The sequence below is a fragment of the Rhizobium mesoamericanum STM3625 genome (assembly GCF_000312665.1).
GTDB classification, from domain to species: Bacteria; Pseudomonadota; Alphaproteobacteria; order Rhizobiales; family Rhizobiaceae; genus Rhizobium; species Rhizobium mesoamericanum.
This window is the reverse complement of record NZ_HF536772.1, coordinates 1658093-1683505: the sequence shown is the minus strand read 5'-3', so window position 1 is coordinate 1683505 and position 25413 is coordinate 1658093. Positions and strand designations below refer to the sequence as shown.

Here is a 25413-nt window from a genome sequence, read left to right as displayed (position 1 = left end):
TTGGTGACGGAGGCGCTCGTCGTCCAAGCGCCGAAAACCCGGACCTTCCGGCCGCTTAGCGCGCGCGGAAGGCCGGGCCGATAATTCGTATCGTGATCGCCAGCCGGAACTTTTTCATCGGGCCGGTTCATAGGCGCTTTTGCAGGGAAAAGGAAGAGGGATTTCATGGCGCAGCCCACGAGCGCGGGGCAAGCGCTGCCGCTCCCAAATCAGTGAAAGCAGATCTTGAGGTCGAGTTCGCCAAGCGGACGCACGCCGGCAAGCAGTGCCCTTGCCTCGTCCTTGTCGCAATTCATCTGCTCGACAAGGGGGTCAAGGCCGTCGAACTTCAGTTCTGGGCGCAAGTAGCCGAAGAAGGATACCGAACAGATCTGCCCGTAGAGGTTACCGCTGAAATCGAAAACGTAGGTCTCAAGCAGCGGCGCGCCATTTTCCGTGACCGTCGGTCGGCGACCGTAGCTGGCGACGCCATCGTGCAGGGTGCCGTTCGCAAGACGAAAGCGAACGGCGTAGATGCCGGCCTTCAGATCGGCTTCAGCGGGCAATTGCATGTTCGCGGTCGGGAAGCCGAGCTGGCGGCCAAGCTTCTCGCCGCCAATGACTTCCGCTTCCACTGTATAGTGATAACCGAGCATCGCGGCTGCCTCGCTGACGTTGCCGTCCTTCAGCAGTTCGCGAATATGGCTCGAGGACACAACGTCGGTATTCTCGTCGCGGAATGCATCGATCAACGTCACGCCGAACCCATACTTCTGACCGGCATCCATCAGGAAGGCCGGACCGCCTTCGCGGCCACGGCCAAAATGAAAGTTGAAACCCGTCACGACCTCGGATGCGCCGAGCCAATCCTTGAGGATCGAATGGATGAAATCTTCGGCGGAACGCTGCGAAAACTCCCTGTCGAAGGGATATTCGATGACGGCGTTGAAGCCGATCGCTTCGAGGATACGCGCCTTAAGCGGTGCAGGCGTCAAGCGAAAGACCGGCTGATCTGGGCGGAAGACAGTACGCGGATGCGGCTCGAAAGTCAGGACGAGTGCCGGAATACCACGCTGCCGCGATATTTCGAGGGCCCGGTTCAGCACGGACTGATGCCCGCGATGCACGCCGTCGAAATTGCCAATGGCAATGACGCCGCCACGCAGGTGGTCCGGCAAGGGTTCGCGGGTTTCGTTGCGGTGAAAAACAGTCATCAGCTGGCTTTTCTTCTGCGGGGCTCTTTAGGCTAGACGAGGCATCCACCACTTCGGGGTCGCTTTTTCGCGCTCTAGGTAGGCCGTGAGGATCGCCTCATCGGTCTCCCCATTCAGCGTGTATTCCTTCGCATGGATGCCGCCGCTGATATAGAGGAGGTCGAGGCCATAATCGAGAGCGCCGCGCACATCGGTCGGCATCCCGTCTCCGATCGCCAGGACGCGGCTCTTCGGAAACTCGCCATGCGCCTCGCGGGCCACCGACAATACGGCGTCGTAAATCGGCTTGTGCGGCTTGCCGGCAATACGTGTCTGACCGCCGAGCTGATCGTAATAGGCCGCCATCGCGCCGGCGCAGGGGATAATCTTGTGGCCGCGCTCGACAACCAGATCAGGGTTGGCGCAGATCATCGCCACGCCGCGCGCCTGGAACGCCTTCAGCATCTCGGTGTAGTCTTCTGGAGTTTCGGTTTCGTCGTCGAAGAAGCCGGTGCAGACGACCGAGTCCGCATCCCTGGCATCTACGCGTTCCACTCCAAGCCCCTCGATGATCGCAAGGTCGCGATCCGGTCCGAGCAGAAATACCTTCTTCGGCCCCTCGGCAATCAGGCCTCGCGTGACGTCGCCCGAGGTGACGATCCGGTCGTAGGCGCCGTCCTGGATACCGATCTGGCGAAGCTGCGCCACGACTTGCGGAGCGATGCGGGGCGAATTGGTGATGAGAACGACGGTCAGTCCCTGCTCTCGCGCTGCCTCCAGTGCAGCCGCCGCCTTCGGGAAGGGATCGACGCCGTTGTGCAGGACACCCCAGACATCGCAGAACACCGCATCATACTGGCTGGTGATTTCCGCAAGGTTCTCGATCCGCTTGGCCATTCCGATTTCCCGATCTCGTTAAGTCACGGCTGACATCGCAAAGGCATGCCGCAATGGCAAGGCATTTTGCAGTGAGCAACGGCAAAAAACCGGAACCCACCGACTAGAGGACAGCGATGGCAGCCTTGACCAACAGACCCGCAGCGGCGGAGACGCCGATTACGGTCCGGATGCCGACCTTGAAGCGAAAGAGCAGGACGGACGCGAGCACGAAGATCCCGAGCGCCACGAGATCGAGCGTCCGCCACTCTGGCCAGGCGACGCTGACGATCGGCAGCCCGGTCTTGACGGAAAGGAGCGCGAGGCGGCCGACCTCTGCAAAAAGCACATGCTGACCGAACCATAGCGCAAGATTGAGAATGGCGCCTGCGACCGCCGCGGCGATCGCCGAAAGGGTCCCCGAGAGGTTCTCGTTGTTGCGCAGCCTCTCGATGTAGGGCGCGCCTGCAAAGATCCAGACGAAGCTCGGCACGAACGTTGCCCATGCGGCGAGGAAGGCGCCGAGAACACCACCAGCCACCGGCGCCATGGCAACGGGGTTGCGGTAGCCAGCGAGAAAACCGACAAAACAGAGGACAAGGACGAGCGGCCCGGGCGTCGTCTCGGCAAGCGCTAGTCCATCGAGCATCTCGCCTGGCTGAAGCCATGCGTAGTGGCCGACAGCGACCTGCGTGACGTAGGAAAGGACCGCGTATGCGCCTCCGAAGGTAACGACGGCCATCTTGGAGAAGAGGACGAAGACCGCGCCGAACACATTGGTCTCGCCGCTCAGCGTTTCGGCGATCAGGTCCGCCGGTGCATCGATGCCCCGAATGAAGAAGAGCGGCAACTGCCAGACGAGAATCCAGAACACGAGCACTGCGAGCGGCTTTGCGATCGCATGTGTTGTGATTGTGGGAAAGCGCCTGCCGGAAGAGGTTTGCGGAAAAGCTGGCGCTGCCAATCGATGCCGGCGATGCCGCGTCCATAACAGTCCCGCCGCTGCGGCCAGGATGATGACCAGAGGAAACGACAGGTTCAGAAGGAAGAAAGCCAGGAACGACGCTCCGGCCACATAGTAATGAAAGCGTTCCTTCAACGCTTGGCGCCCCACCCGCAGCAATGCCTCGATGACGATTGCCAGGACCGCCGCCTTCACACCGAAGAAAAACGGGGAAAGCCAGGCCGCTCCCTGAAAGACGGCGTAGAGGCTCGATAGCGCCAGGATGGCGAAGAAGCCAGGCAACATGAACAGCAGGCCGGCAATGAGGCCGCCGCGTATGCCGTGCATCATCCAGCCGATGAGGATGGCGAGTTGCTGGGCCTCAGGCCCTGGCAGCAGCATGCAGAAATTCAGCGCATGCAGGAAGCGCTCCTCGGAGATCCAGCGCTTCTCGTCAACGATGGTCCTATGCATGAGGGCGATCTGGCCAACCGGGCCGCCGAAGCTTACACAGCCAATCCGCGCCCAGACGCCGGCTACCTGTCGCAGCGTCGGTGCCGCCACGCTACCCTCTGCCGCGATCGCCTCGTTCACGGTTGTCGCCCCTCTCGCCCCAAGGCGCTCGATATCATCGGCACGCGTTTGCGACAATCCTGCGCCAAAGGGCTTGCACTTGGCTTTTTGAGAGATAGGACCTCGGGGAGTGGTCCATCATCGCGCGGCCTGTCGAACTTCCGACAAGGAGGTGCTGTTAAGGCTATTTGCGAGGACACCGAAGAAAAATTGCGGCCGTTCTTGACTCCCCGTTAGGCCACACCTAAATGCTGCCTCGCTAGCACTCACCAAGGACGAGTGCTAACACCCATCCGTGCGGGCCGCTCGGCCCGCGAGTGTCATTTGATCGAGGGATTAGACAATGGCAACCACCAATTTCCGCCCCCTTCACGATCGCGTCGTCGTTCGCCGCGTTGAGTCCGAAGAAAAGACCAAGGGCGGCATCATCATTCCGGATACCGCTAAGGAAAAGCCGCAGGAAGGCGAAATCGTCGCCGTCGGTTCCGGTGCTCGTGACGAGTCCGGCAAGGTCGTCGCTCTCGACGTCAAGGCTGGCGATCGCGTTCTGTTCGGCAAGTGGTCTGGCACCGAAGTCAAGATCAACGGCGAAGACCTTCTGATCATGAAGGAAGCCGACATCATGGGCATCATCGGCTAATCAGCCGTTTTTCCCTTTCCGATTTTAGCTACGGGCCCCCAAAGCCCGGACAACTCGAATTCAGGAGTTTCAATCATGGCAGCTAAAGAAATCAAGTTCGGCCGCACCGCGCGCGAAAAGATGCTGCGTGGCGTCGACATTCTCGCTGACGCAGTGAAGGTAACACTCGGCCCGAAGGGTCGTAATGTCATCATCGACAAGTCCTTCGGCGCTCCGCGCATCACCAAGGACGGCGTCTCGGTCGCCAAAGAAATCGAACTGGAAGACAAGTTCGAGAACATGGGCGCTCAGATGGTCCGCGAAGTTGCTTCGAAGACCAACGATATCGCCGGCGACGGCACGACGACCGCAACGGTTCTCGCTCAGGCCATCGTTCGCGAAGGTGCCAAGGCAGTTGCTGCCGGCATGAACCCGATGGACCTGAAGCGTGGTATTGACCTCGCTGTCGGCGAAGTCGTCAAGGATCTCCAGGCAAAGGCCAAGAAGATCAACACCTCGGAAGAGGTTGCCCAGGTCGGCACGATCTCCGCAAATGGCGAAAAGCAGATCGGTCTCGACATCGCTGAAGCAATGCAGAAGGTCGGCAACGAAGGCGTTATCACCGTCGAAGAAGCCAAGACCGCTGAAACCGAACTCGAAGTCGTCGAAGGCATGCAGTTCGACCGCGGCTACCTCAGCCCGTACTTTGTCACCAACCCGGAAAAGATGGTTGCCGATCTCGAAGACGCCTTCATCCTCTTGCACGAGAAGAAGCTCTCGAACCTGCAGGCGATGCTCCCGGTTCTCGAAGCCGTCGTTCAGACCGGCAAGCCGCTCCTCATCATCGCTGAAGATGTCGAAGGCGAAGCACTTGCGACGCTCGTCGTCAACAAGCTGCGCGGCGGCCTGAAGATAGCTGCTGTCAAGGCTCCGGGCTTCGGCGATCGCCGCAAGGCCATGCTCGAAGACATCGCGATCCTCACGGGCGGTACGGTTATCTCCGAAGACCTCGGCATCAAGCTCGAGTCGGTTACCCTCGACATGCTTGGCCGCGCCAAGAAGGTTTCGATCTCCAAGGAAAACACGACGATCGTCGACGGTTCCGGTGCCAAGTCCGACATCGAAGGCCGCGTTGCCCAGATCAAGGCCCAGATCGAAGAAACCACCTCGGACTACGACCGCGAAAAGCTGCAGGAGCGTCTTGCCAAGCTCGCTGGCGGCGTTGCCGTTATCCGCGTCGGCGGCTCGACGGAAGTCGAAGTGAAGGAAAAGAAAGACCGCATCGACGACGCGCTCAACGCGACGCGCGCTGCTGTTCAGGAAGGCATCGTACCGGGCGGCGGCGTTGCCCTGCTGCGTTCCTCCGCCAAGATCTCCGCCAAGGGCGAGAACGACGACCAGGAAGCCGGCATCAACATCGTTCGTCGCGCTCTGCAGGCTCCGGCCCGCCAGATCGCCGAGAACGCTGGTGACGAAGCGTCGATCGTTGTCGGCAAGATCCTCGAGAAGGGCGAAGACAACTTCGGCTACAACGCCCAGACCGGCGAATACGGCGACATGATCGCCATGGGTATCGTCGACCCGGTCAAGGTTGTTCGTACGGCTCTGCAGGACGCAGCTTCGGTTGCTTCGCTGCTGATCACCACCGAAGCGATGATCGCCGAGTTGCCGAAGAAGGACGCTCCGGCTGGCATGCCAGGCGGTATGGGCGGCATGGGCGGCATGGACATGATGTGATAGGCGAAAGCCTATCGCTGAAGCGTCCATGAAGCTTCACCGATCTATCTCCGGTTTCCCGGAACAGGAAGGGCGGTTTTCGGACCGCCCTTTTCGTTTCGACACTGATTCGGGTGCGGTCGCACGCTTTTTCAGTTGTCAGGTGAAACGTTTAACCAGATATCTGAGCGCTCTTCGGATTTGGCGAGGCTTTCGCAAAGCTTGCGGGTTTTCGTTTTTTTCGTTCGAAGGCTGTTTTCCCTTCGATGCAATTTTATGCAAATCTGGCTGCATCGACGGGAAACGAAATCGCTTAATCCTCAAAAACTGCACTCTTGTGCCGCTTTATGGATCTTCCCAGACCTCAAGCTCTGTTTCCACTCACAGTAGATATCAGCGCCTCCCAAAAAGCCGATTGCCGTTTGCATAAAAGTACCTATAAATTCCCGTTGCATTCGGTGTGCCTTCATCAGCCGACGGTCGCGAGCGACAACGATCCCGACCAGGCGAACACGGGACCGTGCTCGGGAAGAACCTCTCCCGAAAATAGATCATAAGTTGTGTAAATTCTCGGCGAAATTGGAAGCGGTTCGTCAGAAGAACCGGCAATCCAGGCCCCATTTCGCGAGGTCCCGTGCATGAAGTACGGTGCAGCATGAACCTAATCATTTTTGCCGGACGTGCAGCGGGGGAAGCTGTACCTAAGCTGGGGAAAATTTGTTTAAAATCGCGAAAACCAACGTCGCGGCACCGCTCATGCCGGGTTCGCTGGATATCGGCAATCACGATCATGAAATGCTTGCGCAGTATTCCGTTTCGGAAACCTGGGTTGCAGACTTTTCCAGCGGCGTGATCCGCCTCAAGGAATCGAGCGCCCTGCTGCACGGGCTACCGGCGCGGGAATGCGGCCTTCTCAGCCTCACGCGCTGCTATGACCCCAAGGATCACGCACACATTTTGGAACTCTTCGAGCAGGCCGCCACGCTCTCGTCGTCCTTCTGCTTCTCGACGACGATCATAATGTCGAATGGCTTCCGCCAGCCCTTGTTCTGCATGGGCGAGTCGAACGGGCATGACGGTGCCTGTCACGGCAGCATGCTTGGAGTTTTTGTCTTTCCGCGTTTCAAGACCAATGTCGGCAACGAGTTTGCACGCCGCCAATAGAAGCGTCGGCCAGACATAAAAGCCGGCCCTATGGGACTGGGACCGGCCTTGTCGCAATCTTGCTTCGGCTTTAATCAGGTCGGGCAGGTATGCTTAACCCCTTTTCCGATGCCGGGCGGGCGATGCAACGCTCGAGCCAGTCCATGACCGCCGGGAAGCTCTTATAGTCCAGCACCTCTCGGCCGCCATAGAAGATATCGGCGCCCCGGAGCCACGGGAACGTGGCGACGTCGGCGATCGTGTAGAGATCGCCCATGAGCCACTGCCGGCTCTGGAGCCGCGCTTCCAGCACACTGAGCAGCCGTTTCGATTCGTCGCGGTAGCGCTCCATCGGATAGGAGTTGTTGGCGACCTTGTCGGCTGCGAACTTGTAGAAATGGCCGAACTGCCCGAACATTGGCCCGATGCCGGCCATCTGGAAGAAGACCCATTGGATCGTCTCATAGCGCCCCGCCGCATCGGCCGGAATGAGCTTGCCGGTCTTCTCAGCGAGATACAGCAGGATGGCACCGGATTCGAAAATGCCGATCGGCTTTCTATCCGGACCATTGGGATCGATGATCGCTGGAATACGACCGTTCGGATTGAGCGACACGAATTCCGGAGACTTCTGGTCATTCGTGCTAAAGGAAATCAGATGTGGCTCATAGGGCAAGCCGAGCTCTTCAAGCGCGATTGATATCTTCACGCCGTTCGGTGTCGGCAACGAGTAAAGCTGGATAATGTCCGGGTTCGCTGCAGGCCAGCGCGTCGTAATTGGAAAAGCGGAAAGATCTGCCATTGGGGTCTCCATCTTGGGTGGCCGAACATAGAAGAGGGCCAGCGCTGATGGCAAGGTTGCCTGCTCACTATCTTTCGTTCAATATTAGAGAACAAAGTGTCCCCTTCCGTCTATCTTTCCACTACGGCAAAAAAAGGCGACAAAGCGGCATCGGGGTTGGCAGCGTGCCGGGGGCACAACGACCTCAGACGTCATTCAAACGGAGACAACGTCCCATGTCGAATACCAACAACCTCATCATTCTTGGCGCCCGCATCCTACTCTCCTTCATGTTCATCCTAGCAGGCTTTGGCAAGCTCGCCGACGCGGCCGGTACTGCCGGCATGATCGCCGGTGCTGGTCTTCCCGCAGCGACTGCCCTTGCCTATCTCGCAGGCGCCTTCGAACTGCTGACCGGCCTTGCCGTTCTCGTTGGCTTCCAGACGAAGATCGTCGGCTGGCTGCTGGCTGGCTTCTGTGTGTTCACTGCCGTCCTCTTCCACCTGCCCTACGCCAGCGGCACGGAACTGGTTAACATCCTGAACCAGATCATGGTCATGAAGAACATCACGCTGGCCGGCGCCTACATCCTGCTCGCCACCTACGGCCCGGGCGTCTACTCGCTCGACGCACGCCGCGGCGCCTACGTAGCCGCCTAATCGATCGGGGCATCCTCCCAAGGCATGAAAACCCGCCGTTCACGAGACGGCGGGTTTTTTCATGCGATCATTCGGGAGATAAGTCAGAGTACTGAACGAACGGCGTCGATCAGCCGCTGAACGGTCGCGTCATTCGCGTGGCTTTCCTTCCGCGCCCTGACGAAGCAGGCTTCGGAGCGAAGGACGACACCGTCAGACAGGACCTTCAGGTTGTTCGCGCGAAGGGTCGAGCCGGTGGAAGTGATATCGACAATGATATCGGCAGAGCCAGAGGCAGGCGCCCCCTCGGTTGCCCCAAGACTTTCGACGATGCGGTAGAGCTGGATGCCGTGCTGGCTTGAGAAGAACCGCTGCGTCAACCGCCAGTATTTGGTGGCGATCGCCAGGCGCCGTCCGTGACGGGCGCGAAAATCGGAGGCGACGTCGCCAAGATCGGCCATGGTGTCGACGTCGAGCCAGATTTCGGGAACGGCAACCACGACATCCGCATGGCCGAACCCGAGACGCGCGCAAACCTCGACACGCTTGTCCGCCTCCGCCAGCCCCTCTCGAATAAGGTCCTCACCTGTGACACCGAAATCGACCGTGCCGTTGCCGAGCTCGCGGGAAATCTCCGAGGCGGAGAGGAAGGCGACTTCGACGTCGTCCCAGCCCTCCACGCGTCCGCGATAGGAGCGATCGTTGCCCACAGCAGTGATCCTGATGCCGGCGCGTTCGAAGATCGCCGAGGCATCATCCTTCATGCGTCCCTTGGAGGGTAGTGCGATGGTAATCGTCATCAGGCAGCCCTCTCCGCTTCGATGCGATCCAGCCAGAGCGAGAAGCCCACGGCTGGAATGCGTTCCTTGGCTCCCAAGAACGTCATCAACCGGTCGAAACGGCCACCACCGGCGAGGACCGCCGACGTGCCCTGGACGCCGATTTCGAAAACCAGACCGGTGTAGTAATCCAGCGGACGCCCGAAGGCTGCGCGGTAGTCTATCAGCCCCAAGTCGACGCCGGCATTGGCGAGCGCGGCCACACGACCGTCGAAACGAGCCAGCGCGTTGCCAAGCTTGAGGCCCGCGGCATCTGCAAAACCGGCAAGCGCCGCCGAAGCATTGATCAGCGGCACGTTCAGCGACAGGAATTCCTCGAGCACACGGTAGGCCGCGTCATCGAGGCGCGTTTCGGAGAGGATCAGCTTCTCCTTCAAACGACGCGCGATTTCCAGCGGAGAGCGGCTTGCATTCGTCGAATAACCCGTCGCCTGCATCGTCGCATCGATGTGCGCGACCAGTGCGGGTTCGTCATCGGCAGCGATCAGATGCGCGATCTCGTCGCTCAGCCCGGTCACAGACTGAGGGCTGACAAGGTTCGCCAAGAGGGCCTCGAGCTGGCTCATGTTGCCGAAGGCATGGATCAGCCGTTTCTGCCAGCCAAGCGGCAGGCCGAGCGCCTGTACGACCGCCTCAAAGACAGCCTGGTCGCCCAGTGTAACAGAAAGGTGCTTGCCGGGAACGACACGCGCCAAGACGCCGATCGCATCACCGATCGCCCGCGCATCGGCAGCGGCAATGTTGATGTCGCCAAGATCCTCGATCCCGGCCTGATAGAATTCGTTGCCGCCTTCGCGTCGCTGACGGAAAACTTCGCCGAGATAGGAATAGCGTTTCGGCGTACCGGTCGCGCTCTCGATGTGCCGCAGGCAGACGGGTATCGTGAACTCCGGACGCAGACAAAGGCTGGCGCCCGTCTCGCTCTCGGTCATGAAGATGCGCCGGCGAAGATCCTCGCCGGCGATATCAAGAAACGGTTCGGCTGGCTGGATGACGGGCGTGTCCACCCGTTCCGTCTTTCGCGCTGCAAACTCTGAAAGGAGCTCGCCGGAGAAGTCCGGCAGGTTGATCAGGGCCATCTCAGCCCGCCCTCTTCCGGTCTTCAGCCTGCGCCGCCAGAATATTCTTCACCTTGGCAATCAGATCGCCCTCGGCAACGGTCTCCTGGGCGACGCGGGCCTCGCGCCAGCTGGCGTTGTCCTCGATCTCGCCCGACAAGCGCTTGCCCTCGATCAGGTCCTTGATCTGAACGACGCCCTGCGAACGCTCATCTCCGCCCTGAATGATGGCAATGGGGCAGCCACGGCGATCGGCGTATTTCAGCTGGTTACCGAACTTCTTCCAGTTGCCCTGGAACATCTCGGCGCGGATGCCAGCCGAACGCAGCTCCTGGGTGAAACGCTGATATCTGCCCATCGCCTCGACATCGCCGTCCATGACGGTGACCAGAACCGGCTCGATGACCTCCGCCTGGCCGAGCTTACCGAGGTTCTTCAGCGCCGTCATCAGGCGCGAGACGCCAATAGAGAAGCCGGTGGCGGGCACGGGCTGACCCATGAAGCGGGAGACAAGGCCGTCATAACGACCGCCGCCGCCGACGGAACCGAAGACCACCTTCTCGCCCTTCTCGTTGGTAACGTCGAAGAGAAGCTCTGCCTCGTAGACGGGACCAGTATAGTATTCAAGGCCACGGACGACCGAAGGATCGATCTTGATGCGGTCGGACTGATAACCGGCGCTTCGCACCAATGCGCCGATGAAGTTCAACTCCTCGACGCCCTCCGCACCCTTGGATGTACCGGCAACCAGCTCGGCAAGCTGCGCCGCACTTTCGACATAGTCCTTGATGCCGACAAAGAACAGGACCTTGTCGATTTGGCTCTGGTCGAGCCCCGCCCCCTTGGTGAAGTCGCCGGACTCATCCTTTCGTCCGGCACCGAGCAGCAGCTCAACACCCTGGGGACCAAACTTGTCGAGCTTGTCGACCGCGCGCAGCACGTTGAGACGCTGGCCAGCCTTATCGTCGCCCCCAAGACCGATCGCTTCCAGAACACCGTCGAGAACCTTCCGGTTGTTGACACGGATCACGTAGTCGCCTCGCTTGATTCCGAGGGCTTCCAGCGTATCAGCCATCATCATGCACATTTCCGCATCGGCCTGCACGCCCGGCGCTCCGACGGTATCGGCGTCGAACTGCATGAACTGGCGGAAGCGGCCCGGGCCCGGCTTCTCGTTGCGGAAAACATAGCCGGCGCGATAGGTGCGGTAGGGCAGCTGGATCTCGTTGAAATTCTCGGCGACATGACGGGCGAGCGGCGCCGTCAGGTCGTAACGCAAGGACATCCACTGCTCGTCGTCATCCTGCAGCGAGAACACGCCTTCGTTCGGCCGGTCGGCATCGGGCAGGAATTTGCCCAGCGCATCAGTGTATTCGAAAAGCGGTGTTTCGACAGGATCGAAACCATAGTGCTCATAGACTTCCCGGATCTTCGTGGTCATTTCGGTGACGGCGCGGATGTCGGCTGCCGAACGATCGACGAAGCCGCGTGGAAGTCTGGCCTTGAGCTTTTGTGGTTTCTTCTGCTTGTCGTTCATTTCCAAGGTATTCCGCTCGCTGTGACAGTGGCGGTTTCCTAGCGGAAAGGGCCGGGTGCGGCAAGGGCGAAGGCCCTTGATCCGGAACACAGAATCAATTGAACGAGAGAGAATGGATCGAATTGGAGGAGCTTTATCATGATCGCAGAGGCGCTTCTCTACGCCGCGACCGTTCCGGCGACGCTGAAGGCACATCGCCCGTTCATACGATACTCGGTCAATCTCTGGTCCCGAGCCGGCCGCTGCCGCCAGCAATGGGCAGATCACGAGGAGCGCAGCTTGAACGCGGTGAGGCGTGCACTGGCGGGCCTGCAACAGAGGAGAACGGCGGTCGTCCTGGGGTCTGGCCTGCTTCGCGACGTGCCGATCGAGGATTTGGCACGGACCTTTGATACCGTTGTGCTCGTCGATCTCGTGCATCTCGCCTCGACGCGCCTCTGGCTCCGGCTCAAAGGCTACAGCAATATTCGGCTGATCGAGCGCGATCTATCGGGCTATGACGAGCTTGCAGCCGGTGGGCAACCGGAGCCGCTCGCCTTCCTGAGAACGGTTCCGTATCTCGATTTCGTCGTCTCGGCCAATCTCCTCTCCCAGATCGGTCGCGGTGCAAAACGTCGTTACGAGGCGGAGGAGAAAGGCGCCATGCCCGCCGACACCGTAGCGCAACTGATCGAGGCACACAGGTCGGCCTTGGAGGCGGTGCCCTGCAAGATCTGCCTGGTCACTGATGTTTCCCATGCCATCATCGACCGCACCGGAAAGGTGCATGAGGAGGCAGACTTGCTGCATGGCGTGTCGCTGTCACCGGTTCGAGCCAGTTGGACATGGCCCGTGGCGCCACTCGGCGAGGAAAGCACCGACTATCAGATCTTGCATAAGGTCGTTGCCGCCTATTGAGGCAAGTCTCTTCCGAGGCCGAATCTCGTTCGCGATTGGCAGCCAGAGCAGCGCGGCGTCTTCAGTTGACAAATGGCTGGCAACCCATAGTTTGCGTGTATATCCTTGAGATCGCAACCGTTTAAAGACGAGGATCATGCCATGGCGAAGTGCATGAGACGGTTTCTCCTAGCGAACCTTGCCCTTTACTTTTCGGTGATCGCGGTAGCCGCTGCGACGCTCGACACGATCACCCAGCATAGCAGCGTGCGCATCGGCTACATCGCCGACGAGGCGCCCTTTTCCTCCAGCAAAGGAGGCGCCAATCCGACGGGATATGCCATCGACCTCTGTGGCAAGATTGCAGATGAAATAGAACAACAAGTACCGCAGCTGAAGCGCGAATACATCGAGATGACGCTCGCGAACGGGTTCGACGCGGTGAAAAATGGACAGGTCGATCTGCTGTGCGGTGCAATCACCGTCAACTTGAAGAGGCGGGAGATCGTGGACTTCTCGCAGCCCATCTTCCTGACCGGGGCGACTGCGCTGCTGCGCAAAGATTCTCCCAACTACCTACAGACGCTTTTCCTCGACAACCCTGCTGTTCGCCCGGTTAGCGAGCGTGTTGCATCCACGCGCATAATCGGCGTGCGTGCCAACACGACAACGGGAGCGACGCTGCGCGAGGCGCTGGCAACCCAGGTATCGAAGACGAAGCTGGCCGATTTCGAGACGCACGAGGACGGGCTTGCGGCGCTGGAGGATCACAAGATCGATGCCTATATCGCCGATCAGGTGCTCCTTATTAACCTGGCCGCGCGGGCGCGCGATCCGTCCTCGCTCGAGATCGGCGATCGCCTGTATACCCATGAACCCTATGCGATAGCGATGCGTCGCGATGACGCGAACTTCCGCCTGTTGGCCGATCGTGCGTTGACGGCTTTCTATCTGTCTGACGATTTTCTGCCGCTGCTGGAAACTTATTTCGGAGCGGAGGCGGGGCCGATGCTACACACGCAAATCATCATGGAACATGTGCCGGATTGACATTGATCGTATCCACAAAAAATTGATCGGGCAACGTGCGCGGTAATCCCGCGACATCTGTCCAACTCGACTGCGTCTGTCTTCGCCGAAGACATGAAGATGGACATGAGCAATCGGATGGGTGACCAAGTACAGCGGCGATGCCGACATGATCCCGCATCATCAGGACGCGATCGACAAGGCGAAGATCGAGCTGCAGTACGGCAAGGATCCGGAAATTCGAAAGGCTCGCTGACCCGTGATCAAAGCCCAGGAAGGGAAAATCGCCGACATGCAGGCTTGGCTCAAGGCACACAGCAAGTAATCGCGACGGACGCCGGAGCATGAAGCCCCGGCGTCCGCCTTAGCTAAGCTAGCCTTCGATCAAGCCTTTGGGTCGAATGGCTCGGGCCGGCGGCCAGATCCCTGCCGCGCAAGCATCCAGCCGGGATATTCAGGCGCGAGCTCGCTGACCTCGTCCAGTTTCTGCAGATCGTCCGCTTCAAGCTTCAGATTGACGGCCGCCAGGTTCTGGTCGAGTTGCTCTACGCGCTTGGCCCCGATAATGACCGTCGTCACGAAAGGTTTCGCGAGAATGTAGGCAAGCGCCACGGTCGCGACGCTCGTGTTGTGTTTCCCAGCGATCTCGCGCATGACGGCAACACAGGCCCAGGCGCGATCCTTGTCGACGGGCGGGAAGTCGAATGAGGCGCGGCGCCCCTCCCCATTGCCGGGTGCTCCCGGTCCATACTTGCCGGATAGAAGTCCGCCTGCTAGCGGCGACCAGACCATCAGACCAAGCCTTTCTTCCTGCATCATCGGCACGATATCGCGTTCGAGATCACGGCCGGCGATCGAGTAATAGGCCTGTACGGTTTCGAAGCGCGCAAAGCCGCGGCGTTCCGAGACGCCAAGCGCCTTGGCGATGCGCCATGCCTGCCAGTTGGAGACACCGATATACCGCACCAAACCGCGGGACACGAGATCGTCGAAGGCCCGCAGTGTCTCATCGATCGGCGTGACCGGATCGGTGGCGTGGATCTGATAGAGATCGATATGATCCGTCTGCAGGCGCTTCAGGCTCGCCTCGACTGAATCCATAATATGGCCACGCGAGGCGCCGCGATCATTCGGCTTGTCGCCCATGACGCCGTAGACCTTTGTGGCGATGACAACGTCCTTGCGGGGAACGCTGAGGTTTTTCAGGGCCTGGCCAAGCAGCCTTTCCGATTCACCGAAGGAATAGACGTCGGCCGTGTCGATGAAGTTCACGCCCGCTGCAAGCGACCTCTCGACGATCTGGTCGGCAGCCTTCTGGTCGACGTCGGCGATGGAACCCCAAATATTACCTTCGCCGGCAGCTCCGAAGGTCATGGTGCCGAGGCAGATTTCGGAGACGAAGAGCCCCGTATTTCCAAGTTGATTGTAACGCATGATCGAAGATTTCCTTGTGATTACCGTAGGAAGTGCCTACGGACAGATGAATTCATTTTTGGTTATTGGCCTGCGCATGACAGGAGCAGCCCGAATACGGCTGCGCGGGAGGCAGTAACGATGTATGGCAAAGCGGCGGCATTTCAACATCTACAATGCCCGTGCGACCACACCGCATCCCCTTGTTTCGCGCCCGGCCTCCAATAAATTCTCTCCGATGACTCGGAGATGAAGGATGACGACCCGCACGCTGACAACCATCGGCTTCGACGCCGACGACACGCTTTGGCAGAATGAGCAATACTACCGGCTAACCGAGGCGCATTTCACCGAAATGCTGTCAGATTATGCAGATGGGCCCAGGGTCTCGGAGCGCTTGCTCGAAGCAGAGAAGCGCAATCTCCGGCACTATGGCTTCGGCATCAAGGGATTTACTTTATCGATGATCGAGACGGCGATCGAGGTCACCGAAGGCAATGTCCCCGCCAGCGTCATTGCCGGCATTCTCGACACCGGCCGCGATCTGCTTTCCCACCCGGTCGAGACGTTGCCTCATGTTCAAGAGACGCTGGCGGCGCTTTCGGAAGACTACCTGCTGGTAATGATAACCAAGGGTGACCTCTTCGATCAGGAGCGCAAGCTCGCCCAATCCGGGCTCGGCGACTTCTTTCACGCAATCGAAATCGTCTCCGACAAGACCGCTGTGACGTACCGGCGGATCTTCTCCAAGGTCGGCGGCGGTCCGGAACGGGCGATGATGGTGGGCAACTCGCTCAAATCAGACATTGTCCCCGCAATCGCCGCCGGCAGCTATGGTGTCTTTGTGCCGCACGAGTTGACCTGGGTCGTGGAGCATGTCGAGGAACCGAAGGACGCACCGCGCTTTCGCAAAATCGAACACCTCGGAGAACTGCGCGGGCTGATCGAGGGCCTGGGCTAACCCGTCGTCATTGCCTTGGGGGAAAGAGAGGAGACGGCGATTGCTGTTCAGCGGGCGCGACCGGTTGCGGCGGCGCCGCTGTCTGAGGCTCAACGAGAATGCTGTAGGGTGCGCCCAGCCCGCGGCGCGGCGATACTTTTGAATAATAAGGCCGCAGCAGCCAGGTGGTGCTCTCCTTCACCGTGATGTAGTAGCTCTCGCCGTCCTCGTCGGTACCGAAGATCGCCTCCTCATCGGGCGTCGCGAGATCGAATATCGAGAGGAAAGTAAACTTGCTCTTGGTCGAGAAACTGACCTTCACATGTTGGCCCGCCTTGACGGGAAGCGTGTAGACGCGCCCGTTCCCGAACTTCGTCCAACCCTTGAGCTGCATGGTAGCGGCCGGAAACTCAAGCTTCTCGAGTCGCTCGCCGGGCTGCAGTTCCGGTGATTGGGCGAATGCCATCGACGCCAACAGGCAGAAGACGACGGTTGCCGCGAGCGGCCTCATGGACGCACCAATGCATCGCGCATCGCCTCTACCTCGACGCGGCAGAAGCAACCTTCGACATGATCGTTGACGAGACCCATTGCCTGCATGAAGGCATAAACTGTAGTCGGACCGACAAACGTCCAGCCGCGCTTCTTCAAATTCTTGGAAATGACGACCGACGTCGGCGTTGTCGGGTTGGCCATGACGGCGGCTCGATCAACCACCTTCGGCCGCTCGTTGTGACCGGGCTCAAAGCTCCAGAAATAGCGCGCAAGTGACCCGTACTCCTGCCGCAGTTCGATCGCACGGCGGGCGTTATTGATCGTCGAAACGATCTTGCCGCGATGACGCACGATCCCGGGATCGGCAAGGCAGCGCTCGATATCGTTGTCGTCGAAGAGCGAGACCCTTTCGAAATCGAAGCCGGCAAAGGCAGCGCGGAAATTCTCGCGCTTGCGCAAAATAGTGAGCCAGGAGAGGCCCGACTGGAACCCTTCCAGGCAGATCTTCTCGAAGAGGCGGATATCATCCGTTACCGGGCGTCCCCATTCCTCATCATGATACTTGAGATAGTCCGCAAGGTTGGCGTGCCAGTGGCAACGGCTCTTGCCGTCCTCGCCGATAATGATGCCGGTATCGCTCATGGTCGTACTTCGCTTTCGTGCTGCGAATCCGGCTTTACCATTTGCAAACTCTGTTTCCAAACCGAACGATAACCCTGACGAAAAGTTTATCCGGCGCTTCAGGTTTGAATGAATTCAAATTTACCATTCGCTGGCGGTAAAGATGGCAGCGTGACGGAAGACGGCCGGTGCCGTCCGTGCATTTTCGGCCATTTAGAGAGTCCGTCAGATGATGAAATCCCTTCTGCTCGCCGCAGCGATGCTCGGCGTCTTTTCCACGGCCGCGCTGGGCGATGACCGCTATGCGACGCGCCCGCCGGTCGTACTGAGCCCTGATCTCGCGGCTCCATGGATCATGCAGCTAGGCGGCAAGGTTCGACCCGTCGTCTACCAGAAACCGGTCTTTCCGCAGCGCGGTCTCTTCACATCCGGCATCTTGCGCTCGGCGCCGGCGGTCGTGGCGCAGCCGGCGTCCGCCGTCAACCCCGGGGTTCCGGTCGTCCGCCGCCAGCTTGATCCGCAGTTTCTGCCGCAAATCGTTAACTACGACACCAAGGAGGATCCCGGCACGATCGTCATCGATACCAACAGTCGCTTCCTCTACCTCGTGATGGACGGCGGCAAGGCGCGGCGCTACGGCGTCGGCGTCGGGAAGCCGGGCTTCGAATGGGCCGGCGTGCACAAGATCACCCGCAAGTCCGAATGGCCGGACTGGACACCGCCTTCGGAAATGATCGGCCGGGAAGCCGCCAAGGGCCACTATCTCCCGGCGCGTATGGACGGAGGCCCCGAAAATCCGCTTGGCGCGCGAGCCATGTATCTAGGCTCGACGCTCTATCGCATTCATGGAACCAATGCGCCCTGGACGATCGGCAACGCCGTGTCGTCCGGCTGCATCCGGCTGCGCAACGAAGATGTCATTGACCTTTACGAACGCGTAAAGGTCGGAACCCGCGTTATCGTGATGTAAAGGCTCATCAATACCGGTGCGCCGGCGAGAAATAGTTGCAATTTGGACACCGCAGCTGCTCCATTCCGCTCCGACATCTTGAACTGGACCGAAGTTTGGGTAGCTTCGGTCCGGTTTTGCTTTGAGGGAATCATAAATGCTGAAACTAGCGACGGCTTTCGCAGCCGCCAGCCTTCTGGTCTCATCCATGTCCGCATCAGTGTCGGCACAGCCGATTACGCCTGCTCATGATGGCGCGCCTGTCGTCCGCGTCGCCCTGCCGCCGAAATCGGTCAAGCCACAATTCAAGCGCCAGCGCGTGCATCTTGTTACGAACGAAGCGCCCGGAACGATCATCATCGATACTAACCACAAGTTTCTGTACCTCGTCGAAACGAAGAACCGCGCGACGCGCTACGGCATCGGCGTGGGCCGGGAGGGGTTCGGTTGGTCGGGCGTGGTCAAGATCGGCCGCAAGGCAGAGTGGCCAGGCTGGACGCCACCGCCTGAAATGCGCGTTCGCGAGGCCGCAAAGGGCCACATCCTCCCGGCCTTCCAGGAAGGCGGCGAGGACAATCCGCTCGGCGCCCGCGCCATGTATCTCTACAAGGGCGGCAACGATACGTCCTTCCGCATCCACGGCACCAACCAGCCGTGGTCGATCGGCCTCAACATGTCGTCCGGTTGCATCCGGATGATGAACCAGGACGTGATCGATCTCTACGATCGAGCGCCCGTCGGCACCAAGGTCATCGTCGTTGGTCCCGGCAACAAGCAGGGCGAAGTCAGCTTCGACGATCGCGGCATCGACCTGCTGCGGACGCTGTTTGGCGGCTGAGACAAGCGCCCAGGCGGCCGGGGCAACCGGTCGCCTATTTCGATCCGCAGGTGACCTTGCCGGTGGCGGTGAGGGCTTTTGCACCACCGTCGAGAGCGAGTTCATAGGTCCCTGAGAACGTGTTCATCGATTTTCCACGCTGGCCGGCGATCACGATCAGGCTGATCCCCTGGCCATTCGCATCGTCACCGCCCTCATAAAAAATCTCCAGCCGCAGCTCGCCGTCATGCGACCAGTGATGCATCAGGTTTTCTGAACTGACGGCAATCTTCTTGAGTGCCTGCGGAACGTCATCGTTCTTCGCCACCAGAGCGCCGCGAAGATGATTGAGCTTATGGCCGCCTCCGGCCTCGAAGCCGCTTTCCACCGTAAAGCGCACGTCCTTGTCATCCGCCGAGCAGAAGTAGCGAGTGTCTGCTTGGGCGGCAGTGGCCGCGCCGCAGAAAACCGTTAGCGCGAGGATAGTGCGATGCATGAGCGACTCCTGAGATCGCCGGATAATCCGGCGCGCCGCTAAGCTAAAGGCAAATCCTTTAATTTTTCCGGTACATCACCGCCATAGGCCCAATCAAGCAGTTGCACTGTGTGAACGACCGGAATGTCTGTGCCAGTCGCGATCTGCATGATGCAGCCGATGTTGCCAGTCGCGATCACCTGCGGATTCGTCGCTTCGATATTCTTGACCTTGCGGGTCTTGAGTACCTCCGAAATATCCGATTGCATGATGTTGTAGGTACCAGCCGAGCCGCAACAGAGGTGGCCTTCCGCGGGATCGCGGACATTGAAGCCGGCTGCCTTCAGCAATTGCTTAGGGGCTATCGTGATCTTCTGGCCGTGCTGCATCGAGCAGGCAGAGTGATAGGCTACGATGATGCCATTCGGCATCTGTGTGGGAAGGCCTTGCGATACGAGATATTCCGTGATGTCCCGCGCCAAGCCGGATACGCGCGCCGCCTTTTCGGCATAGGCGGGATCGAGCCGCAACATATGACCGTAGTCCTTGATCGTCGTGCCACAGCCCGAGGCTGTGATGATGATTGCGTCGAGCCCACCCCTTTCGATTTCACGCGTCCACACATCGATATTGGCACGTGCACTCGCCAAAGCCTGCTCTTGGCGCCCCATGTGATGGACGAGTGAGCCACAGCAGCTTTCCCCCTGGGGAACGACGACTTCGACGCCAAGCCGTGTGAGCAGCCTGATGGTCGCTTCGTTGATCCCGGGATCGAGGACCGGTTGCGCGCAGCCAGTCAAGATCGCTACTCGGCCGCGCTTCGCACCAGCAGGAGGGTGGCGTGCCGGCGCGGCATAGATCGAAGCGGAAGGAATACGTCGCGGCGCCAGCGCCAGCATCGCGGCAAACGGCTTCAGAGCGGGCGAACGCCTGAGAAGGCTTGCGAACGGCCGGCCCGCCGACGACATCTTGATCGCGAGGCGAAACCGATCGGGATAAGGCAGAATAGCGGCGAGGATCGCCCGCACGAGCCGATTAGTGAAAGGACGCTTGTAGGTCTTCTCAATGTGCGCCCGTGCGTGGTCGACCAAGTGCATGTAGTCGACGCCGGAGGGACAGGTCGTCACGCAGGCGAGACACGAGAGACAACGGTCGATATGAGTGACGACCTCCGCGTCCGCCGGGCGCCCGTTTTCCAGCATGTCCTTGATCAGATAGATGCGCCCACGCGGGCTGTCGAGCTCGTTGCCGAGCGTCACATAGGTCGGGCAGGTCGCGGTGCAGAAGCCGCAATGGACGCATTTGCGCAGGATCTTCTCGGATTCGGCAACATTAGGGTCGGCAAGCTGGGCCGGCGTGAAATTGGTCTGCATTGCCCTATGCTCCTGCCATCTTCCCAGGATTGAAGATGCCGGCGGGATCGAATTTCAGCTTCAGCCGCTGCGACAGCAAGGCTACCGCCTCCTGCTGCGGCTGGAACGCCGACGTCATCGACCGCATCGACTCGGGCGCGCGGATCAGCGTGGCATGGCCGCCGCCCAACACCTTTATGAAACGACGCAAGAGATCCGCATCGGCATCCGCCTCCATCCGCATCCAAATCAGCCCGCCCTGCCAGTCGTAGAATGCATCGACGCCGGCTTCCAGGCGAAGGGCTGCGACGAGTTGGTGGCCGATGCTTGGCGCGACGGACACTCGCCACACAGGCCGCGCCGTGCCGTCGGCGTAAGGGGCGACATCGCGGATGTCTTTCCAAAGACGCACGCTCTCGCTTTGTTCCAGTCGCATGACCGAGCCGAACACTACCATGGCCGTGGCGAGCTTGGCTGAGCGGGCATCGACGGAGCCCGGCAGGCCCTCGATTCGCAGACAAGTCGCCTCCCCTCCAGAAAGCGTGCTGTCGAGAAACTTCCAGGAAACCGTCATCGGCAAATGCGCGGCGCCGGAGACTTCGACCGGTAACGCCATCGCCGCCGCCATGGCGTTTGCAGCTTCGGCATCGTTCAGCCCGGAAACGACGATCGTCGCTTCGGTTCGCGGTCGCGGCGGCACGCGGAAGGTCACTTCGGTCAGGAACCCCAGCGTACCGTGCGAGCCGGCCATCAGCTTGACAAGGTCCAACCCGGTCACGTTTTTCATCACGCGACCGCCAGCATTGATCACCTCGCCCTTGCCATTGATAAAGCTGACGCCGAGCAGGCTGTCGCGCGCGGCCCCAGCCACGAAACGGCGCGGACCCGAGACGTTTGCAGCAAATACGCCGCCGATCGTCGGCTCGCCTGACGTTCCCATGATCGGCCTGTGGTCCATCGGCTCGAAGGCCATCATCTGACCGTTCTCGGCGAGTGCAGCCTCGATCTCGGACAACGGCGTTCCCGAGCGGGCGGTCAAAACCATCTCGCCTGGATTATATGCCGTGATGCCGCTCAGATTAGAAGACCGCAGACGGCTTTCCGCCACCACGCTATTTCCGAAGCCAGAGCGGGTGTTGCCACCGCAGAGCGCGAGCGGCTTGCCTGACTGGGCATGGCTGCGGACGATTGCCGCAGCTTCTTCGTCCGTCATAGGCGATAAATCGATCATGCGGCCGGACGTCCCTCGAGCGGGAAGACCTTGGACGGGTTCAGAATCCAGGCCGGATCGAACGCAGCGCGTGCCGCCATCTGCTGTTCCAAGTCCGCCTGGGAATACTGATGGCGCATCAGGTCACGCTTTTCGATGCCGACGCCGTGTTCGCCCGTCAGACAGCCGCCGGCGTCGACACAGAGCTTCAGGATCTCCATCCCCGCGGTCTCGGCGCGGGCGGCATCTTCCGGATCATTGGCATTGAAGAGGATCAGCGGATGCATGTTGCCATCGCCCGCATGGAAGACATTGGCGACGCGAAGCCCATGGCGATCGATGATCTCAGAGGTTTTCCTCAGCACATAAGAAAGCTGGCTCAGCGGCACTGTTCCGTCCATGCAGATATAGTCGGCAATACGCCCGGTTGCGCCGAAGGCCGACTTCCGACCTTTCCAGATCAGCGCCGCCTCGGTTGCCGACTGGCATTCGCGGACGGTTTTCACGCCGTGCCTGCGGGCGATTTCGACGATGCTCTTAAGCATGTCGTCCATTTCCGTTTCCGATCCCTCGACCTCAACGATCAACAGTGCACCTACGTCGAGAGGATAACCGGCCTTGGCAAAAGCTTCGCAGATTTCGATCGCCGGCTTGTCCATGAACTCGATGGCGACGGGGATGATACCGGCAGCGATGATATCGGCGACGCAGGCCCCCGCCTCCTCCGACGTTTCGAAGCCGAACAGAACCGGCCGGGACCCTTCGGCTTTGGCGATCAGACGAACAGTCGCTTCCGTGACGATCCCAAGCTGGCCTTCATGTCCGCAAACCAATCCAAGCAGATCATAGCCTCCGGCATCCAGTGCCTTGCCCCCGAGATCGATCACGGTGCCATCCGTCAGCACCATCTTGACGCCGAGCAGGTTGTTGGTGGTCACGCCGTACTTCAGACAGTGCGCGCCGCCCGAATTCATGCCGATATTGCCGCCGATCGTGCAGGCGAGCTGCGAGCTTGGATCGGGTGCGTAAAAGAAACCATCCGTAGAGACGGATTCTGATATATTCAGGTTGGTCACGCCGGCTTCGACGATCGCCACACGGTTGGGCAGATCGATTTCCAGAATGCGGTTCATCTTGGAAACGCAGACGACGACCGCATCCTCCTGCGGAATCGCGCCGCCGGAGAGTGAGGTTCCGGCGCCGCGCGGCACGACCGGGATGCCATAGCGATGACAGTATCTCATGACCGCGGCCACTTCCGCGGTCGTCCGCGGCAGGGCAACCGCAAGCGGCATCCGGCGATAGGAAATGAACGCGTCGGTCTCGAACGGCATCAGCTCGCGGGCCTCATGCACGAGGCATTCCGGCGCCAGCAGGTCGATGAGATCTGCGACGATCTGCCGGCGGCGGGCAAGCACATCGGTACGCGGGGCGAGAAACGAAATGGTGTCGGACATGGCTCTCTCCCTTCGCCGGCGGCAGCGAAAACCGGACACGTCCTCTGCGCTGCCAGCTCTGTCGGGCTTAGCACTTTCCCCAATAAGGCGCAAATGCTAAGCACTTATTGCAAAAGGACAAACAATCAAAGCGCATGACCAATCTGGGTGACCTCGAAATTTTCGCAAAAGTAGTTTCGACGGGAAGCATGTCGCTGGCCGGCAGGGCGCTCGGCTTTTCACCGGCCGTGGTCTCCAAGCGCATCAAACGGCTAGAGGATCGGCTGGGCACGAGACTTTTGCAGCGCACGACGCGGCAGATCTCCCTGACGGAGGCCGGCCAAGGCTTCTATGACCGCGTGCTCGGCATTCTCGCCGGTATCGAGGAGGCTGAATACTACATCTCCGGGCGCTCCGCGCAGATGCAGGGAACGCTGAAGGTGACGGCGCCGACCTCGTTCGGGCGCACACATGTCGCCCCTCATCTGAAGTCCTTCATGGACATGCATTCGGGGCTTGCGATCAATCTGGTGCTCAGTGACGAATTCACTGACATCGTGGGCGAGGGCTTCGACCTTGCCATCCGGATTGCGGAGCTGACCGACTCAAGTCTTGTCGCGCGGCGACTTGCACCGGTCAGACGCCTGCTTTGTGCATCGCCGGATTACCTTGCCGCCAACGGAACGCCCCAAGTCCTTGACGATCTCAAGCACCATCGCTGCCTGCCCGCGCACAACAACGACGCCTGGCGGCTGGAAGGGCCCGAGGGCCTGCTTTCCCTGCGCCCGCAAGGGATGCTCGTCACCAATTCGAGCGAGGTGGTGCGGGAGGCTGTCATATCAGGGCTCGGGATCGCGCTGCGCTCCACCTGGGACATCAGCCGCGAGCTGAAGGATGGTCGGTTGGTGCACATTCTCCCCGCCTACGAGGGGTCGAGCAACGTGACGCTTTCCGCAGTCTATCCGAGCCGCCAGTTTCTGCCATCCAAGGTGCGGCTGTTCATCGACTTTCTCGCCGAAGTCTACGGACCGGTTCCCTATTGGGAACGCTAGCCACTCTGCAGGATCCGGCTGCGTCCAGCTTGTCGCGCCGGATAGGGAAAGACGCATGATGACCATAGTATTGACATAACAGTGCATGACATCACGCCGTCGATGATTTGAATGCAAGACGAGCGCACATTGAGCACGTGTGCAAAGGCGGAATCAGAACAGTATTTGGCGTATTTCCCGAACCACAAGGAAAGGGAGGCCGCCTATTGATAAGTATCCCGCTGGAAAACTTGAAAACCGTATGGATCGCGCAAGCTTTCCAATGGATACTATTATAGCCAAATGAAGGAAATGAACAAAAAAGGTGACCCGACCGTTGACACTTCTCGCCCGTCTCGCTTCTGACGTACAGCTTATGTTTCGGCGCCCCCCGCGCCAACAATATGCTGCACTTTGCTACCGGGTGAAGAAGAAGACGGGCGGGCTCGAGGTGCTTTTGCTGACGAGCCGTGATACTGGCCGCTGGGTCATTCCCAAAGGCTGGCCGATGGATGGACGTACAGCCTATGAGGTTGCTGCCCGCGAAGCCTATGAGGAAGCAGGAGTGCGTGGGACCGTGGAGAACGAAATCCTCGGCACCTATTCTTATCCCAAGGTCCTGAGGAACGGGCTAAGCGTAACCTGCAAGGTGCAGGTCTACGCGCTCGAAGTCGCCACCATCGCCAAGAATTTCAAGGAAAAAGGCGAGCGCAAGACCGAGTGGATTTCCTGCGACGAAGCGGCAACCCGCGTTCACGAACCCGAGCTTCGCGAGATTTTTTTGCTCTTCAAGCGCCGTATGGCGGAGCAGCTAGCGGCAAGGATGCCGAAGCAAATTCCAGCGGAATGATGCTGCCATCTTGCGCTGCTAAAC

The 25413-nt window shown here is 59.9% G+C and carries 25 protein-coding genes and 1 pseudogene; 12 read left to right on the top strand and 14 right to left on the bottom strand.

What is annotated here, in order from left to right:
• Window positions 1-209 precede the first annotated feature (209 nt).
• The 3 genes from BN77_RS08165 to chrA form a co-directional block, all read right to left on the bottom strand.
• The gene (locus BN77_RS08165) at window positions 210-1193 is read right to left on the bottom strand and encodes a bifunctional riboflavin kinase/FAD synthetase (RefSeq protein WP_007530397.1); all 984 of its coding nucleotides are present in this window, start codon (window positions 1191-1193) and stop codon (window positions 210-212) included.
• A gap of 27 nt (window positions 1194-1220) precedes the next feature.
• A complete protein-coding gene (locus BN77_RS08160) occupies window positions 1221-2069 on the bottom strand; it encodes a TIGR01459 family HAD-type hydrolase (protein WP_007530395.1) in 849 nt (282 codons plus the stop codon).
• A gap of 103 nt (window positions 2070-2172) precedes the next feature.
• Window positions 2173-3585, bottom strand: coding sequence for a chromate efflux transporter (gene chrA, locus BN77_RS08155; RefSeq protein ID WP_007530393.1), 1413 nt, complete (start codon window positions 3583-3585; stop codon window positions 2173-2175).
• A gap of 322 nt (window positions 3586-3907) precedes the next feature.
• Here chrA and groES point away from each other — a divergent pair, with 322 nt between their 5' ends.
• The 3 genes from groES to BN77_RS08140 all read left to right on the top strand — a co-directional run bounded on the left by groES (window position 3908) and on the right by BN77_RS08140 (window position 7063).
• Window positions 3908-4204 carry a co-chaperone GroES gene (gene groES, locus BN77_RS08150; protein WP_007530391.1) on the top strand — a complete coding sequence of 99 codons (297 nt, stop codon included), beginning with the start codon at window positions 3908-3910 and terminating at the stop codon, window positions 4202-4204.
• Window positions 4205-4279: 75 nt separating this feature from the next.
• Complete coding sequence (groL, locus tag BN77_RS08145; RefSeq protein WP_007530389.1) at window positions 4280-5920, top strand: chaperonin GroEL; 1641 nt, start codon at window positions 4280-4282, stop codon at window positions 5918-5920.
• Between the two features lie 696 nt (window positions 5921-6616).
• Window positions 6617-7063: a hypothetical protein gene (locus BN77_RS08140; RefSeq protein WP_007530386.1), complete on the top strand. Its 447-nt coding sequence runs from the start codon at window positions 6617-6619 to the stop codon at window positions 7061-7063.
• 70 nt (window positions 7064-7133) lie between these two features.
• Here the strand turns inward: BN77_RS08140 and BN77_RS08135 are convergent, their stop codons facing one another.
• On the bottom strand, window positions 7134-7844 hold the full coding sequence (locus BN77_RS08135; protein WP_007530385.1) for a glutathione binding-like protein: 711 nt from the start codon (window positions 7842-7844) through the stop codon (window positions 7134-7136).
• A gap of 215 nt (window positions 7845-8059) precedes the next feature.
• Here BN77_RS08135 and BN77_RS08130 point away from each other — a divergent pair, with 215 nt between their 5' ends.
• Complete coding sequence (locus BN77_RS08130) at window positions 8060-8482, top strand: DoxX family protein (RefSeq protein ID WP_007530383.1); 423 nt, start codon at window positions 8060-8062, stop codon at window positions 8480-8482.
• Window positions 8483-8565: 83 nt separating this feature from the next.
• Here BN77_RS08130 and hisG read toward each other — a convergent pair whose 3' ends face one another.
• The 3 genes from hisG to hisS are packed head-to-tail and all read right to left on the bottom strand — an operon-like array spanning window position 8566 to window position 11895.
• Entirely contained in the window at window positions 8566-9261 is a 696-nt protein-coding gene (gene hisG / locus BN77_RS08125) for an ATP phosphoribosyltransferase (RefSeq protein WP_007530381.1), read from the bottom strand.
• On the bottom strand, window positions 9261-10379 hold the full coding sequence (locus BN77_RS08120) for an ATP phosphoribosyltransferase regulatory subunit (RefSeq protein ID WP_007530379.1): 1119 nt from the start codon (window positions 10377-10379) through the stop codon (window positions 9261-9263). The genes hisG and BN77_RS08120 overlap by 1 nt, the downstream gene beginning before the upstream one ends.
• A 1-nt stretch (window position 10380) precedes the next feature.
• Window positions 10381-11895, bottom strand: coding sequence for a histidine--tRNA ligase (gene hisS, locus BN77_RS08115; RefSeq protein WP_007530377.1), 1515 nt, complete (start codon window positions 11893-11895; stop codon window positions 10381-10383).
• Window positions 11896-12033: 138 nt separating this feature from the next.
• Between hisS and BN77_RS08110 the strand changes: the two genes are divergently transcribed.
• The 3 genes and pseudogenes from BN77_RS08110 (at window position 12034) to BN77_RS34700 (ending at window position 14125) form a co-directional block, all read left to right on the top strand.
• Window positions 12034-12792, top strand: coding sequence for a hypothetical protein (locus tag BN77_RS08110; RefSeq protein WP_007530375.1), 759 nt, complete (start codon window positions 12034-12036; stop codon window positions 12790-12792).
• A gap of 141 nt (window positions 12793-12933) precedes the next feature.
• Window positions 12934-13821, top strand: a complete 888-nt coding sequence (locus BN77_RS08105) for an amino acid ABC transporter substrate-binding protein (protein WP_007530373.1) — start codon at window positions 12934-12936, stop codon at window positions 13819-13821.
• A gap of 45 nt (window positions 13822-13866) precedes the next feature.
• Window positions 13867-14125 (top strand): annotated as a pseudogene (locus BN77_RS34700) (DUF305 domain-containing protein).
• Window positions 14126-14184: 59 nt separating this feature from the next.
• Here the strand turns inward: BN77_RS34700 and BN77_RS08095 are convergent.
• Window positions 14185-15234: an aldo/keto reductase gene (locus BN77_RS08095; protein WP_007530369.1), complete on the bottom strand. Its 1050-nt coding sequence runs from the start codon at window positions 15232-15234 to the stop codon at window positions 14185-14187.
• Window positions 15235-15469: 235 nt separating this feature from the next.
• Between BN77_RS08095 and BN77_RS08090 the strand changes: the two genes are divergently transcribed.
• Window positions 15470-16174 (top strand): HAD family hydrolase, encoded by a 705-nt coding sequence (locus tag BN77_RS08090; protein ID WP_007530367.1) that lies wholly within the window; start codon window positions 15470-15472, stop codon window positions 16172-16174.
• A gap of 7 nt (window positions 16175-16181) precedes the next feature.
• On the opposite strand, the gene BN77_RS08085 is transcribed toward BN77_RS08090, so the two are convergent.
• On the bottom strand, window positions 16182-16664 hold the full coding sequence (locus BN77_RS08085) for a hypothetical protein (RefSeq protein ID WP_007530365.1): 483 nt from the start codon (window positions 16662-16664) through the stop codon (window positions 16182-16184).
• Complete coding sequence (locus BN77_RS08080; protein ID WP_007530363.1) at window positions 16661-17290, bottom strand: DNA-3-methyladenine glycosylase I; 630 nt, start codon at window positions 17288-17290, stop codon at window positions 16661-16663. The genes BN77_RS08085 and BN77_RS08080 overlap by 4 nt, the downstream gene beginning before the upstream one ends.
• Window positions 17291-17498: 208 nt before the next feature.
• Between BN77_RS08080 and BN77_RS08075 the strand changes: the two genes are divergently transcribed.
• Both BN77_RS08075 and BN77_RS08070 read left to right on the top strand, forming a co-directional pair.
• A complete protein-coding gene (locus tag BN77_RS08075) occupies window positions 17499-18239 on the top strand; it encodes a L,D-transpeptidase (protein ID WP_007530361.1) in 741 nt (246 codons plus the stop codon).
• A 136-nt stretch (window positions 18240-18375) separates the two neighbouring features.
• Complete coding sequence (locus BN77_RS08070; protein WP_007530359.1) at window positions 18376-19056, top strand: L,D-transpeptidase; 681 nt, start codon at window positions 18376-18378, stop codon at window positions 19054-19056.
• A 34-nt stretch (window positions 19057-19090) separates the two neighbouring features.
• Here BN77_RS08070 and BN77_RS08065 read toward each other — a convergent pair whose 3' ends face one another.
• The 4 genes from BN77_RS08065 to BN77_RS08050 are packed head-to-tail and all read right to left on the bottom strand — an operon-like array spanning window position 19091 to window position 23529.
• A complete protein-coding gene (locus tag BN77_RS08065) occupies window positions 19091-19531 on the bottom strand; it encodes a hypothetical protein (protein ID WP_007530357.1) in 441 nt (146 codons plus the stop codon).
• Between the two features lie 38 nt (window positions 19532-19569).
• Window positions 19570-20883 carry a glycolate oxidase subunit GlcF gene (gene glcF, locus BN77_RS08060; protein ID WP_007530356.1) on the bottom strand — a complete coding sequence of 438 codons (1314 nt, stop codon included), beginning with the start codon at window positions 20881-20883 and terminating at the stop codon, window positions 19570-19572.
• Window positions 20884-20887: 4 nt separating this feature from the next.
• Window positions 20888-22093, bottom strand: coding sequence for a glycolate oxidase subunit GlcE (glcE, locus tag BN77_RS08055; protein ID WP_040676895.1), 1206 nt, complete (start codon window positions 22091-22093; stop codon window positions 20888-20890).
• The gene (locus BN77_RS08050; protein WP_007530351.1) at window positions 22090-23529 is read right to left on the bottom strand and encodes an FAD-binding oxidoreductase; all 1440 of its coding nucleotides are present in this window, start codon (window positions 23527-23529) and stop codon (window positions 22090-22092) included. The genes glcE and BN77_RS08050 overlap by 4 nt, the downstream gene beginning before the upstream one ends.
• 134 nt (window positions 23530-23663) lie before the next feature.
• Here BN77_RS08050 and BN77_RS08045 point away from each other — a divergent pair, with 134 nt between their 5' ends.
• Both BN77_RS08045 and BN77_RS08040 read left to right on the top strand, forming a co-directional pair.
• Window positions 23664-24560, top strand: a complete 897-nt coding sequence (locus BN77_RS08045; protein ID WP_007530350.1) for a LysR family transcriptional regulator — start codon at window positions 23664-23666, stop codon at window positions 24558-24560.
• 316 nt (window positions 24561-24876) lie between these two features.
• Window positions 24877-25389, top strand: coding sequence for an NUDIX hydrolase (locus tag BN77_RS08040; RefSeq protein ID WP_040676893.1), 513 nt, complete (start codon window positions 24877-24879; stop codon window positions 25387-25389).
• The last annotated feature ends 24 nt before the right edge of the window (window positions 25390-25413 follow it).